12 protein-coding genes and 1 pseudogene are annotated in these 13,344 nt (G+C 66.1%); 3 read left to right on the top strand and 10 right to left on the bottom strand.

Annotated features, from left to right (window positions below):
* Nucleotides 1-7: 7 nt before the first annotated feature.
* The 8 genes and pseudogenes from NY08_RS06660 to rimP all read right to left on the bottom strand — a co-directional run bounded on the left by NY08_RS06660 (nucleotide 8) and on the right by rimP (nucleotide 8,353).
* Nucleotides 8-1,336, bottom strand: coding sequence for an MATE family efflux transporter (locus tag NY08_RS06660; protein WP_045195521.1), 1,329 nt, complete (start codon nucleotides 1,334-1,336; stop codon nucleotides 8-10).
* Entirely contained in the window at nucleotides 1,333-2,331 is a 999-nt protein-coding gene (locus NY08_RS06665; protein ID WP_045195523.1) for a DHH family phosphoesterase, read from the bottom strand. The genes NY08_RS06660 and NY08_RS06665 overlap by 4 nt, the downstream gene beginning before the upstream one ends.
* 1 nt (nucleotide 2,332) lies before the next feature.
* Nucleotides 2,333-2,797 (bottom strand): 30S ribosome-binding factor RbfA, encoded by a 465-nt coding sequence (gene rbfA, locus NY08_RS06670; RefSeq protein WP_032398371.1) that lies wholly within the window; start codon nucleotides 2,795-2,797, stop codon nucleotides 2,333-2,335.
* Nucleotides 2,798-2,898: 101 nt separating this feature from the next.
* On the bottom strand, nucleotides 2,899-3,189 hold the full coding sequence (locus NY08_RS06675) for a DUF503 domain-containing protein (RefSeq protein WP_032397837.1): 291 nt from the start codon (nucleotides 3,187-3,189) through the stop codon (nucleotides 2,899-2,901).
* 154 nt (nucleotides 3,190-3,343) lie between these two features.
* Nucleotides 3,344-6,247 carry a translation initiation factor IF-2 gene (infB, locus tag NY08_RS06680; protein ID WP_045195525.1) on the bottom strand — a complete coding sequence of 968 codons (2,904 nt, stop codon included), beginning with the start codon at nucleotides 6,245-6,247 and terminating at the stop codon, nucleotides 3,344-3,346.
* Nucleotides 6,248-6,467: 220 nt separating this feature from the next.
* Nucleotides 6,468-6,680, bottom strand: a pseudogene (locus tag NY08_RS26705) (YlxR family protein); the annotation flags it as partial.
* Between the two features lie 93 nt (nucleotides 6,681-6,773).
* Nucleotides 6,774-7,781: a transcription termination factor NusA gene (gene nusA, locus NY08_RS06690; RefSeq protein WP_045195527.1), complete on the bottom strand. Its 1,008-nt coding sequence runs from the start codon at nucleotides 7,779-7,781 to the stop codon at nucleotides 6,774-6,776.
* Nucleotides 7,778-8,353, bottom strand: coding sequence for a ribosome maturation factor RimP (rimP, locus tag NY08_RS06695; protein WP_045199871.1), 576 nt, complete (start codon nucleotides 8,351-8,353; stop codon nucleotides 7,778-7,780). Before rimP ends, nusA begins: the two co-directional genes overlap by 4 nt.
* Before the next feature lie 168 nt (nucleotides 8,354-8,521).
* On the opposite strand from rimP, the gene NY08_RS06700 reads away from it, so the two are divergent.
* Both NY08_RS06700 and NY08_RS06705 read left to right on the top strand, forming a co-directional pair.
* Nucleotides 8,522-9,025, top strand: a complete 504-nt coding sequence (locus tag NY08_RS06700) for a hypothetical protein (RefSeq protein WP_045195529.1) — start codon at nucleotides 8,522-8,524, stop codon at nucleotides 9,023-9,025.
* The gene (locus tag NY08_RS06705; RefSeq protein WP_032397833.1) at nucleotides 9,022-9,462 is read left to right on the top strand and encodes a ferritin-like domain-containing protein; all 441 of its coding nucleotides are present in this window, start codon (nucleotides 9,022-9,024) and stop codon (nucleotides 9,460-9,462) included. The genes NY08_RS06700 and NY08_RS06705 overlap by 4 nt, the downstream gene beginning before the upstream one ends.
* Here NY08_RS06705 and NY08_RS06710 read toward each other — a convergent pair.
* Nucleotides 9,425-10,879 carry a DHA2 family efflux MFS transporter permease subunit gene (locus tag NY08_RS06710; RefSeq protein ID WP_045195531.1) on the bottom strand — a complete coding sequence of 485 codons (1,455 nt, stop codon included), beginning with the start codon at nucleotides 10,877-10,879 and terminating at the stop codon, nucleotides 9,425-9,427. The two genes, NY08_RS06705 and NY08_RS06710, sit on opposite strands and share 38 nt — an antisense overlap.
* An 83-nt stretch (nucleotides 10,880-10,962) precedes the next feature.
* On the opposite strand from NY08_RS06710, the gene NY08_RS06715 reads away from it, so the two are divergent.
* Nucleotides 10,963-11,577 carry a TetR/AcrR family transcriptional regulator gene (locus tag NY08_RS06715; protein WP_045195533.1) on the top strand — a complete coding sequence of 205 codons (615 nt, stop codon included), beginning with the start codon at nucleotides 10,963-10,965 and terminating at the stop codon, nucleotides 11,575-11,577.
* A gap of 3 nt (nucleotides 11,578-11,580) precedes the next feature.
* Here NY08_RS06715 and NY08_RS06720 read toward each other — a convergent pair whose 3' ends face one another.
* Nucleotides 11,581-13,305, bottom strand: a complete 1,725-nt coding sequence (locus tag NY08_RS06720; RefSeq protein ID WP_045195535.1) for an acyl-CoA dehydrogenase family protein — start codon at nucleotides 13,303-13,305, stop codon at nucleotides 11,581-11,583.
* Between the last annotated feature and the right edge of the window lie 39 nt (nucleotides 13,306-13,344).

Consider the following 13,344-nt stretch of genomic DNA (forward strand, 5'->3'; position numbering starts at 1 on the left):
CCGACGGTCAGTGGCGTAGTTGGCGGTCGCTGCCGACGACCAACCACTTACCGGACAGCACCCGTCCCGCGACGGCGAGCATGCGTAGCCCGACGAAGACCCCGAGCCCGGTCCAGATCCCGACCAACCCCCAGTCGAACACCAGAGCCGACCAGATGAACGGTAGAAAGCCCACGACGGCGCACGCCATGGTCGCGTTCCGCAGAAACGCAGCATCGCCACTGCCGAGCAGCACTCCGTCCAGCGCGAACACCACGCCCGCAACCGGAATGATCGCCACGAAGATCCACCAGATCGCATGCATCTCGTCGATGACCGATGCGTCGGTGGTGAACAACTCCGGGACGAACGAGCGTCCGACCGCGAACACGCCTGCGAGGACGACCGCGAACACCGTCGACCATGCGGTCAGCCGCCACGCCAGTGCGCGCGCGTCGTCGGTCCTGCTCGCGCCGAGGGCGGCACCCACCAGGGTCTGAGCGGCGATCGCCAAGGAATCGAGCATCAGCGACACCAGGTTCCACATGTGCAGGACCACCTGATTGGCGGCGACCGACGCCGCACCGAAGCGCGACGCGACCGCGGCGGCAGACAGGAAGCAGGCCTGGAACGCCAGGCTGCGCACGATCAGGTCGCGTCCCAACACCAGCTGCGCGCGCATCACCGACCAGCGCGGGCGCAACTCGGTGCTCGCTCGCACGACTGCGAACACGAACAGCGCACCGGCCAGGCCCTGCCCGATCACGTTGGCCACGGCCGACCCCACCAGCTCCAGACGCGGGAATCCGAGCAACCCATGAACCAGCAATGGGCACAGAACTGCCGACACACCGAAGCCGAACACGACGAAACGCAGTGGGGTCACCGTGTTCTGGACTCCACGCATCCATCCGTTCCCGGCCAGAGACACCAGGATGAACGGCACACCCAGCAGAGCAACCCGCAGCCATGCGAGAGCCTCGGCGGCGATGTCGCCACCTCCGGTGAGTACCGACACCACGGGCTCTGCCGCGAGTTGCATCACCCCGACGATGGCGATACCGATCGCGAAGGCCAACCAGGTTGCCTGCACACCCTCGCCGACAGCGTCACGTTCGCGACCGGCACCGTGCATACGAGCCGCTCGCGCGGTCGTGCCGTAGGACAGAAAGGTCAGCTGGGTGCTGACCTGAGCCAGCACGAGCCCGCCGATCGCCAGACCTGCGAGCGCCAAGGCACCCAGCCTGCCGATCACGGCGGCGTCGAACAACAGGTAGAGAGGTTCGGCGGCGAGGACGCCGAGGGAGGGCAGCGACAGGCCGAGAATCTTTCGAGCGGTGACCGGAGTGGAGCTCACGACGTGGACAAGGCTCCGCGCAGAGCTTCGATCACGTCGGACAATTCGCCGGTCGCGGTGTAGCCGGCTGCATTCCGGTGCCCGCCGCCGCCGAGTTCGCACGCCACTGCCGAGACGTCGACCTCGGTCTTCGAGCGCAGGGAAACCACCCAGATCGAGCCGAAGTCCTGTTGCTTGAGCACGGCGGCCACCTCGGCTTCGGAGGTGGTGCGCACGATGTCGATCACGCTCTCGATCTCCTCGGAGCGCAACCCGGCCGAATCCTCGCTGCGAATCACGGCGTACACCAGCCCGCGTCCGTCGACGGCATCGGGAATCAGCGAGGCCGAACCCAGGACCGAACCGAGCATCGGGAGCCACTCGAACGGATGGGTGTCGAGCAGTTTGCGAGCGATGTGGGCACCGTCGATGCCCGTCGCCAGCAGTCGTTCGGCCAGCAGGTGCGACCCGGGACGAACCCACCGGAACGAACCGGTGTCGGTGACCAGGCCCGCGAACAGCAGGTGCGCCAGATCTGCGTCGATCTCCACACCCCACTGGTCCAACATCCGCGCGATCACAGCGGTGGTCGACTCCGCGGAGGCATCCACCACGTTGACCGTTCCGAATCGGGTGTTGCTGCGGTGATGATCGATCACGAGGCTCGCCGACGCGGAATCGAGCCGATCGCCCAGCGAACCCAGCCGACCCCGACTTCCGGCGTCGACGGTGACCACCAGGTCGACGGTGTCCGTGACCTTGTCGGCGTCGACGAGAAGGTGCCTTCCCGGCAGCTCGTCCATCGACTCGGGCAGAGACGACGGAGCTGCGAACGCCACCTGGACCCTCGCACCGCGACGTTCGAGTACCGAACCGAGCGCGAGCCCACTGCCGATCGTGTCGGCATCGGGCTGAACGTGACACAGCACGGTCACCGAGGATGCACGTTCGAGCATCTCGATCGCCCGGGTCAGATCCTCGTCGGTCTCCGACACCGACCCCGAACCATCGGCCATGTCAGTCGGCTTCGGCGGGCTCGACGTCTGCAGGCTCGCGCGGGGCTTTGTATGGGTCGGGGTCGCCTGCGGGCTTGGCGTTCGCACGGGCGCGGGCCAGTTCCTCGTCGGCCACTCGGGCGCGTTCGAGAAGGTCTTCCATGTGGCGTGCGGTGTCGGGCACCGTGTCGGTCACGAACGTCAACGTCGGCGTGTACCGCACACCCGTTCCTGCCCCGACCTTCGAGCGCAGGACGCCCTTGGCCTTCTCGAGTCCTGCTGCGGCAGCCTGCAGGTCGGGCGGAGTATCGAGGTCTTCACCCATGACGGTGTAGTACACCGTTGCGTCGTGCAGGTCGGCGGTCACCTTGGTATCGGTGATGGTCACGAACGCCAGCCGGGGATCCTTGATCTCGTGATCGATCGCCGTCGCAACGATGGCGGCGATTCGCTTGGACAACTTTCGAGCCCTGGCCTGATCCACCACGACAATCACACTCCTCTTTCATGGCCGGACGTCGATTCTCGCGACGTACCGACGGTTGTGCACTCCACCTCTGCCGGACAGTGCTCGGCACAGGCACCGGATCAATCCTCGGGTCCGAAGATTCTCCGGCGTACCGCCAACAGTTCCAGATCGTTGCGTTCGGCGACATGCCGTTCGCACTCGTCTAGTTTGTCGTGCAGTAGATCTACATCGGTACCGGCTGCAGCGACCCCCAGCAGGGACCGCCGAATACGTTCTCGCTCACCGGTTTCGGCCGCCGACACTCCCAGCCGTTGGAGATCACCGAGGACCGGTTCCACCATCGACCTTTTCTCGGCGAGCGAACGCACGTCCCCCAACAACACGTCCAACTCCAAAGCACCCAGATACACGCTGACGTCCTTCGATCAGCTTCGACGACAAAGCCGGTGGTGGTACAGCTGTCGTACCACCACCGGCTCGAAAGTCGGAGCGCAGTGTCACTCCCCTGGCTTCACCACCGAGCCGACGCGACCGGATGCGGAGCCGAACGGCTCCGCATCGGTTCTAGTCGCGCGGCTTTTCACGGAGTTCGTACGCCTCGATGACATCGCCCACCTTGATGTCGGAGTACGTCACCGTCAAACCACACTCGTATCCCTCACGAACCTCCGTCGCGTCGTCCTTCTCGCGGCGGAGAGAGGAGATCGTGACGGTTTCCGCGACAACTGCACTGTCTCGGATGAGCCGCGCCTTTGCGTTGCGACGGATCGTACCGGAGGTGACGAGGCAACCGGCGATGTTTCCGACCTTGGAGGAACGGAACAGCGCGCGGATCTCGGCCTGCCCGAGGGCGACCTCCTCGTACACCGGCTTGAGCATGCCCTTGAGGGCCTTCTCGATCTCGTCGATGGCCTGGTAGATCACCGAGTAGTACCGGATGTCGACGCCTTCGCGGTTGGCCAGCTCGGTGGCCTTGCCCTCCGCTCGAACGTTGAAGCCGATGATGATCGCGTTGGATGCCGACGCCAGGTTGACGTTGGTCTCCGTGACGCCACCGACACCGCGGTCGATGACGCGCAGCTCCACCTCGTCGTCGATCTCGATACCGAGCAGCGCCTCTTCGAGTGCTTCCACGGTTCCCGAGTTGTCGCCCTTGAGGATCAAGTTCAGCTGCGAGGTCTCCTTCAGAGCTGCATCGAGATCGTCGAGGCTGATGCGCTTGCGGCTCTTGGCTGCCAACGCATTGCGCTTGCGCGCATTTCGACGGTCGGCGATCTGACGGGCGATCCGATCCTCGTCGACGACCAACAGGTTGTCGCCTGCACCGGGCACCGACGTGAAGCCGATGACCTGCACCGGACGGGACGGCATCGCTTCGGTGACGTCCTCGCCGTGCTCGTCGACCATTCGACGAACGCGTCCGTACGCGTCGCCTGCGACGATCGAGTCACCGACACGGAGCGTTCCGCGAGCGATGAGCACGGTCGCGACGGGGCCACGACCACGGTCGAGGTGCGCCTCGATGGCGACACCCTGCGCGTCCATGTCCGGGTTGGCGCGCAGATCGAGCGACGCGTCGGCCGTCAGCAGCACCGCTTCGAGGAGGGCATCGATGTTGGTGCCCTGCTTGGCGGAGATGTCGACGAACATCGTCTCGCCGCCGTATTCCTCGGCGACCAGACCGTATTCGGTGAGCTGCTGCCGGATCTTGTCCGGGTTCGCGCCTTCCTTGTCGATCTTGTTCACCGCGACCACGATCGGCACGTCGGCCGCCTGGGCGTGGTTGATGGCCTCCACCGTCTGCGGCATGACGCCGTCGTCGGCTGCGACCACGAGGATCGCGAGGTCGGTGGCCTTGGCACCACGGGCACGCATGGCCGTGAAGGCCTCGTGACCGGGGGTGTCGATGAACGTCACGAGACGCTCGTTGCCTTCGAGCTCGGTCAGCACCTGGTACGCACCGATGTGCTGCGTGATTCCGCCTGCCTCGCCTTCGCGCACCGTGGTGTTACGAATCGAGTCGAGCAGTCGCGTCTTACCGTGATCGACGTGGCCCATGACGGTGACGACCGGGGGACGCTGTTCCAGGTCTTCCTCGCCGCCGGCATCCTCGCCGTAGGTGAGGTCGAACGAGTCGAGCAGCTCACGATCCTCGTCCTCGGGGCTGACGACCTGAACGACGTAGTTCATCTCGCCGCCGAGAAGCTCCAGCGTCTCGTCGTTGACGGACTGCGTCGCGGTGACCATCTCGCCGAGGTTGAACAGGGCCTGCACGAGTGCGGCCGGGTTCGCGTCGATCTTGTCCGCGAAGTCCGACAGCGATGCGCCGCGGGCGAGACGGATGGTCTCACCGTTGCCGCGGGGCAGCCTGACGCCGCCGACTGCGGGAGCCTGCATGCTCTCGTACTCGGCGCGTTTCGCCCGCTTCGACTTGCGGCCACGACGAACTGCTCCGCCGGGACGACCGAATGCACCTGCTGCTGCGCCGCGCTGACCGGGGCGTCCACCGCCGCCGGGACGACCGCGGAACCCGCCTGCGGGAGCGCCGCCTGCGGGGGCACCACCGGGAGCGCCGGGAGCGCCGCCGCCGCGGTAACCACCGCCACCACCGCCGCCGGGACGTCCGCCCGGAGCGCCACCGGGACGACCGGGACGACCTGCTGCGGGACCGGGACGTGCCGAACGGGTCGGCATGGCACCGGGGTTGGGGCGAGGAGGCATCGAGCCCGGGCTCGGACGAGGTCCGGCCTGGCCCGGTGCGGGACGGGGCCCACCCTGGCCGGGAGCCGGACGAGTGCCACCGGACGGTGTTGCGGGACGGGGTCCACCCTGTCCGGGAGCCGGCCGTCCGCCACCGGGGCGCGGAGCACCGGGTGCGGGACGGGGAGCCGGTCGCTCCACGGGAGCCGAGGAGTACGGGTTGTTACCGACACGCGGAGCCTTGGGGCCGGGCTTGGGGCCGGGACCTGCTGGCTTGGGAGCTGCCGGGGCCGGTGCAGCGTCGCTGGTCGCAGCCGACGCGGCCGGAGCCTGCTCGACCGGAGCGGCGGGCGCTGCGGGCGAAGGGGTCGGCGCTGCCGGGGCCGGAGCCGGTGCGGCTGCCGGAGTTGCGGGTGCAGCGGGAGCTGCCTCCGCCGGAGCTTGCGCTGCGGGTGCTTCCGGCTCTGCCGGACGGGGTGCCGGCTTGGGGCCGGGACGGGGTCCGCCCGGTTTCGCTGCGCCCGGCTTCGCGGTGCTGCCTGCAGCGCGATCGGCCGCTGCGCGACCGTTCGGTGCAGCTGCGGCGGGTGCGGACGCGTCCGCACCGTCGGACGGGAAGGATTCACGAAGTCGACGTGCCACTGGGGCTTCGACTGTGGATGATGCGGACTTGACGAACTCGCCTTGCTCTTTGAGCCGTGCGAGTAGTTCCTTGCTGGTGACACCGAGTTCTTTTGCCAACTCGTGCACGCGGGCCTTGCCTGCCACTGCTCTCCTCACTGAGAGGCCGAGCGAGGCTTGGTGCCCGCACGACCTCGGGTTATCTCCGATGGACGTTCATCGTTGGTGCTTCACGGTGTGCTCATCAGTGCTGTTGCCTGTTCTTGTCGACGGGTGTTGCTCTTGTCGTGTTCTCGGCCTGCAGCTGCTCGTACTCGTCGAGCACGACTGTCACTGCGGACGAGTCCACATTTCCCGATATCCGAAACGCACGACCGAAGACTCGGCGTCGTTCCGCATTGTGCAGGCATTCTCGGCTGTAGTGCAACCACGCACCACGGCCGGACATCGAATGCCGGACGTCGGGGACGAGAGCGAATTCGTGCGAACCAGCTTCTCGAACCACGATCCTCAACAGATCGGCGGCCGGCAGTCGCTCCCTGCACCCGATGCATGTACGAATCGGCCGGCTTGTCACCACCGGATACTCGCGTTCATGCCTCTGGGCCGAGAGGTCGTTACCGAACCATCGACCACTCTACCGCTGTATTGCCCCGAACTCCGCATTCCGGCCCTATGCGCTGGTCGTCTCGGGTGCCGCCGCATCGCTGCGGATGTCGATGCGCCAGCCGGTCAATCGAGCGGCCAGTCGAGCGTTCTGCCCTTCCTTGCCGATGGCCAGAGAAAGCTGGTACTCGGGAACCACGACCCGGGCCGCGCGAGCAACCGCGTCGACGACGGTCACAGAGACAACCTTCGACGGGGACAGTGCATTCCCGACGAACGTGGCCGGATCCTCGTCGAAATCGATGATGTCGATCTTCTCGCCGGCAAGTTCGCTCATCACGTTGCGCACGCGCTGTCCCATCGGTCCGATGCACGCGCCTTTGGCGTTGAGACCGAACACGGTGGAGGCAACGGCGATCTTCGAGCGGTGCCCCGACTCGCGGGCCACTGCGACGATGTCGACCGAACCGTCGGCGATCTCGGGCACCTCGAGGGCGAACAGCTTGCGCACCAGATTCGGATGGGTGCGCGACAACGTGATCTGCGGACCCCGATTACCTCGGGCGACTCCGACGACGTAGCACTTGATGCGTTCGCCGTGCTCGTAGCTTTCACCCGGCACCTGCTCGGCGGGCGGCAGGAGGCCGTCGGCTCCGTTGGCGTCACTGCCGATGCGGACGATGACGGTGCCCTTGGCGTTGGCGCGCGTGTCGCGCTGGATGACGCCGTTGACGATCTCGCCCTCGTGTGTGGCGTACTCACCGAACGACCGCTCGTGCTCGGCGTCGCGCAGGCGCTGAAGGATGACCTGACGCGCCGTGGTCGCCGCGATGCGTCCGAAGCCTTCCGGGGTGTCGTCCCACTCGGAGATCACATTGCCGTCGGCGTCGATTTCCTTGGCCATCACTCGAACGGAACCGGTCTTGCGATCGACGTCGATCCACGCGTTGGACTGGTGCCCCTCGGTGTGCCGGTAGGCCGTCAGCAACGCGGTCTGAATCGTCGAGATCACCATCTCGATCGGAATTCCCTTGTCCGCCTCGATGGCACGCAATGCGGCAATGTCGATATTCACTTGTCCGACCCTTCTTCCGGTGCTTCCACGTCCACGATCTCATCGGTGTTCGCGGGTGACGGCCGACCTCCGACCACACCACCCGCCAGGTCCATCTCTTCGGCACTCGGCCGCGAGAACTCCACCTGTACAACAGCTTTCACTACATCGGACAGTGCAACGGAGCGAGTCGCCAGCACACCCTTCTCCTTGGTCACCACGGTGACCGAATCACCGTCGAGCACGCCGACGCGACCGTCGAACTTGCCGTCGCCGAGCTCGATACGCACCTTCCGTCCGCGGGCCCGACGCCAATGCCGAGCCTGGGTCAGCGGGCGGTCGATTCCGGGGGTGGTGACTTCCAGGGTGTACGGGGCTTCCCCGAAATCGGTCACGGCATCGAAGGCGTCCGAGATCTCGCGGCTCAGTTCCGGGAGCGCGTCGAGGTCGATTCCCTCTTCGCGATCGACCATGATCCGCACTGCGCTGTGTTTTCCTGCGGCGACGACGTTCACGTCTTCGAGGTCGTAACCCCGTTCCCGAACGAGGTCGGCGAGCAGTTCGACAACCCTTTCCTTGGACGGAACAGGCATGTCGCGAACTCCTCGTGTGTAGTTGTGGGCGATCCGGCGTGCGGCAGCCGGACTGCGTTTGGTGAACCAACAGCCTACCGCCCCGCAGGCACTGCTCGTGACCACGATCGGTCGACGCGACGCACGGGCACGGCGCGTGCCGGCGCTGCGGTCTGGCACGATATCGGAGTGCCAACGCCGACCGTCCCCTTCGCGCTCAGTCGCCGCGGGTTGTTCCGACTCGCCGGTGCCGCCGTACTGTCGGCGACCACCGTTTCCACGATGGTGGCCTGCGGCAGAGAAGAGATCTCGGGTCCTGCCCTCGATACCCTGACCGCGCAGTTGCGCGCAGCCCGAGCCGATGCCGCCGATGCGACCGCGGCCGCGGCCGTGATCGCCGACTACGCGGCCGCACTCGGAATCGTTGCGGCGCAGCGGACCGAACACGCCGATGCGCTCGACACCGAGATCGCCCGCGCCACCGGCACCTCGACCGACAGGTCGTCGGTCACGGCCACCACCACACCGGCTCCCACCACGCCGCCGCCCGACCTGGCCGCCGTACGGGAGATGTTGACTGCGTCCGCTCGCAGCGCAGCGGATGCGGCTCGCAACGAAAGTGGTTACCGGGCAGGGCTTCTCGGATCGATCAGCGCCTCGTGCACCGTCTCGGCCCTGGTGGTTCTGGCATGAGCGATCTAGGTCCGGAACAGCAAGGCCTGGTCGATGCCCTGCACGCGGAGTACGCGGCGGTGTTCGCCTACGGCGTCGTCGCGGCGTTCTCCAACCCGACGCGCGCCGAGCTGGTGGCGTCGAACACTGCCGCTCACCGCGCGCGCCGAGACGCGACCATCGATGCGCTCCAGGCGGCGAGCGTCACTGTGCCACTGCCCGATCCGGCGTACGCGTCCCCGTTCCCGGTGACCGACGCGATCTCGGCTGCGCAGTTGGCCGCGCAGGCGGAGATCGACACGAGCATCGCGTGGCGTTCGTCGATCGAACGCAGCCGGTCGGGAGCGACCCGCGACATGGCAGTGCAGGCACTGACCGACGCCGCGGTTCGCCTCGCGACGTGGCAGCAGATTCTGGGCGTCAGTCCGTCGTCGACGGCATTTCCCGGCCAACCGTGATCGCGCCTGCCGGTCCGGCGGAACGTCCCGGCATGAACAGCGCCGCCACGAGTCCGATCGCCACTGCCCCTGCACCGACCAGCAGTGCCGGTGCCAGGGCGTCGGTGTAACCGGTGGGCGTCAGTGATCCACCCGCTCCGATGAACACCGCAGTCAGCACCGCGATGCCGAGCGCGATACCCACCTCCCGCACGGTGGAGTTCGCGCTGCTCGCGGTGGCGTGATCGTCGTCCTTCATATCGCGCAGCACCGCCGTGGCGGACGGAGCGAACGTCAGTCCCATGCCCACTCCGGCCATCAGCAACGCCGGGACCATCGCCGGGTACTCGGTATCGGGTCCCAGAATCAGCGCCATCCACACGAGCGAGACCGACTGCAGCGCCAGGCCGCCGACCAGTAGCCCGCGCAGGCCGACGCGCTCGGCGAGCAGACCGGCGATCGGTGCGACCACCATCGGTGCGGCAGTCCACGGCAGTGTGCGTAGTCCGGCCTGGAACGGCGTGTAGTTCATGACGATCTGCAGGTACTGCGCGAGGAGGAACACCGCACCGAACATGCCGAGCGAGAACATGATTCCGATGATGTTGGCGATGGTGAAGCTGCGCGAACGGAACAGGGCAAGGGGCAGCACCGAGTATCGGGTGCGTGAGGCACGCAGGACGAAGGCCACGAGCAGTACCGCCGAGCCGATGAAGCCGGCGAGCACCGTCGCCGACGCCCACCCGTCGTCGTTGCCGTGCACCACCGCCCAGATCAGGAGGAAGACTCCGCCGCCCGAGAGGACCACGCCGAGCAGATCGAGCGGTCGGCTACGCCCTGCGGTTTCCTTCAGCGCGATGTACGCCAGCGGTATTGCGACGAGTGCCACCGGTACGTTGATCCAGAAGATCGCCTGCCATGAGATCCCGTCGACGACGGCTCCGCCGACCACCGGCCCCAGTGCGACGCCGAGGCCGGAGACTCCTCCCCAGATACCGATTGCCATCGCACGCTTGCCCACCGGCACGACCGCGGCGAGCAGGGCCAGGGACAAGGGCATGATCGCGGCAGCACCGATTCCTTGTACGGCGCGTGCCGCGATGAGCATCGCTGGAGTCGTGGCGAGCGCGCTGGCAACGGAGGCGGCGGTGAAGACGGCGATTCCGCCGAGGAACACCGCGCGTCTGCCCCATCGGTCACCGAGCGTCGCCGCTGTGAGCATGAACGTCGCGAAGCTGAGGGTGTACGCGTTGAGGAACCACTGCAGTTGTCCGACAGAGGCGTTCAGATCCTGCTGGATGACCGGGAGTGCACTGGTCATCACGAGATTGTCGAGCGTTGCCATGAACATCGGCAGGGACGCTGCGACGATGCCGAGCCACACCGGAACGTTCCGAGTGGCCGGTTGCACTGCAGGCGGAGAGGTGGTGGCGGTCATGGTGGACGTCCCGTCTCGGAGCTTGTAAGCATCGAATGATTACTTAATTCAGACCGTAAGTTATCGACTGATAACCTGTCAACATGTCCGACGCCTCGATCGCCAAGCCCAGAGCCACCCGGATGGACGCGGCCGACCGCCGCGAACTCGTCCTCGACGCCGCGACACAGGCGTTCGCACGCGGGGGCTACGCCGGAACGAGTACCGACGCAGTGGCGAAACTGGCCGGCGTATCGCAGCCCTACGTAGTCCGCATGTTCGGAACCAAAGTCGAATTGTTCCGGCTCGTGTTCCAACGCTCCATCGACGGCATCATGACGGCGTTCGACCGAGTTCTGGCTTCGGGCCCCCTCGACCCGGCCGACGACCGGACCTGGGCCGACCTCGGGGGTGCCTACGCCGACCTGGTGGCCGATCGCGACCTGTTGATGGTCATGATGCACGGGTTCGGCGCAGGAGCGGTACCCGAGATCGGCCGGCAGGCCCGAGAAGGAATGGGCGCGATCTACAGCCAGATCCGCAACGGAACGGGCTGTTCGGAAGATCAGGCACGCGCGTTCATCGCGCACGGAATGCTGCTCAACGTCCTGATGTCGATGCAGGCACCGGAGCATCCCGAGGACAGCGCCGGACTGCACGAGATGACGATGTGCGCATTCGGGACGAAGCTCGTTCCGACCGATCCCGGAGCGCTGTGACGATCAGGGACGCATCTCGTACCGACCGTCGTACGAGACGACCTCGTTCCAGACCGTCTCGAAACGGCCTTCGTCGACCACCGGCTTGCGAATCGCATCCAGAGCCCACTGCTGTTGCGCAGCAGTCGACGACGGCTTCCCGTACAGCGCGACGGCGTAACCGGAGAAGTCCCTGATCTGGAAATCGAAGATCTGGTCCATCATCTCGGTCGAGATCTCGTCGGCCTGCTCGAGCAGAAGGTGACCGTAGACGACGAGCGAGAACAGGTGGCCGACCACGAGCAGGAAGTCGAGGTCCTTCTGCTGCGCTTCGTCGGGCGCGCACTCGGCGAGAAACGACCTGAACGCCTGCGCCTGCTCGTAGAACCGTCCGACATTGGGGATACCGGAGTGCTTCCGGTACACCGGATTCCAGTCGTGGAACCGCACCGAACTCGCACCCCTCGCCGGGCCCTGAGCGAAGAAGAAGCTGTCGTCCACCGGCTCGGTCCGAGTGCCGACATCGGGGTAGTCGGTGGGCGAGAACATGTAGGCAGGCATGAACTTGAGCATCAGGGCGACGTTGACGTGCACGGTGCCCTCGAGTTTGGGAAGTGTTCCGATCAACTGGGCTGCCTCACGGAAGTAGGTGTTCTTCTCGTACCCCTTGGCCGCGATGACGTCGTGCAACAGACGGACGACCGTTTCGCCCTCCGAGGTGACCTTGGCCTTGGTCATCGGATTGAACAGGAGGTAGCGCCGATCCTCGGCTCCCGCGCCGCGGAAGTAGTCCAGCGCCCGAGCACTGAACAGCTTCATGGCGATCAGACGCGAGTAGCCGTCGACGAATGCGCTGCGCACGTGCGGGAAGTCGGTGACGCGATTGCCGTACAGAATTCGGTTGTTCGCGTGCGTGATCGCCTCGTAGAACGCGTGCTCGCAGATGCCGATGGAGCCGGTGCAGAGGTTGAACTTGCCGACGTTGACCGTGTTCAGCGCGGCCGAGAACGCATCGGCACCGGTGTGCAGGATGTCCTGCTGCCGGACGGGGTAGTTCTCGAGCGCGAACGTGCTGACGTACATCTGCCCGTGGACGACGCTCTCGCGAAGCCGATAGGCCGGATGCGAGCTGTCGGCCACGAAGAACACGTACGAATCGGGTCCGTCCACGTCGGTGCGTCGGCCGAACACCGAGACCATGCCCGCAACGTTGCCGTTTCCGATGTAGTACTTCTCCCCCGACGCGGTGAACTCGAGCTCGGAGTCCTCGGACGCGGGCGTCAACAGCATGTCGGTGGAGTAGACATCGGCTCCGTGTGCGCGCTCGGAGAGTCCGAACGCCATCACACCGCCACGATCCAGCTCGCGTGCGGCGCGGCGTTTGGCGTCGTCGTTGGCACTCATCCAGATGGGGCCCAGACCCAGCACGGTGACCTGCCAGGTGTACCAGTAGGCCAGTCCGTAGAACCCGAGAACCTCGCTCAGGGCAGCGTTGCGTGCAGCGTCCCACCGCGTGTTCGGCGATCCCTCCGCGTACGCGGCGGGCGTGGAGAAGGTCGCGAACAGCTTCTTCTCGGCGACGAATTCGAGAAAGTCGGCCGGCCAGACGCTGTCCAGATCGTCGGCCAGGAGTCTGCCCTTGCCGCGACTTTCGAACCACTCGATCAGTGCGCGCAGTTGTCGGCGAGATTCCTCGTCCAGTTCGACCGGATCGAACGTTGTCGGATCGAACAGCGCATACTGAGCCACGGTGTGACCTCTCCTAGTCGGTGACCCGAAGCTACCAGC

The sequence above is a fragment of the Rhodococcus sp. B7740 genome (assembly GCF_000954115.1).
In the GTDB taxonomy this organism is placed as follows: Bacteria; Actinomycetota; Actinomycetes; order Mycobacteriales; family Mycobacteriaceae; genus Rhodococcoides.

Coding starts and splice junctions, on each gene's coding strand:
- NY08_RS06665 (WP_045195523.1), bottom strand. CDS start 2,331: ATGGCCGATGGTTCGGGGTCGGTGTCGGAGACCGACGAGGATCTGACC.
- rimP (WP_045199871.1), bottom strand. CDS start 8,353: ATGCCTGTTCCGTCCAAGGAAAGGGTTGTCGAACTGCTCGCCGACCTC.
- NY08_RS06705 (WP_032397833.1), top strand. CDS start 9,022: ATGAGCGATCTAGGTCCGGAACAGCAAGGCCTGGTCGATGCCCTGCAC.
- NY08_RS06710 (WP_045195531.1), bottom strand. CDS start 10,879: ATGACCGCCACCACCTCTCCGCCTGCAGTGCAACCGGCCACTCGGAAC.
- NY08_RS06715 (WP_045195533.1), top strand. CDS start 10,963: ATGTCCGACGCCTCGATCGCCAAGCCCAGAGCCACCCGGATGGACGCG.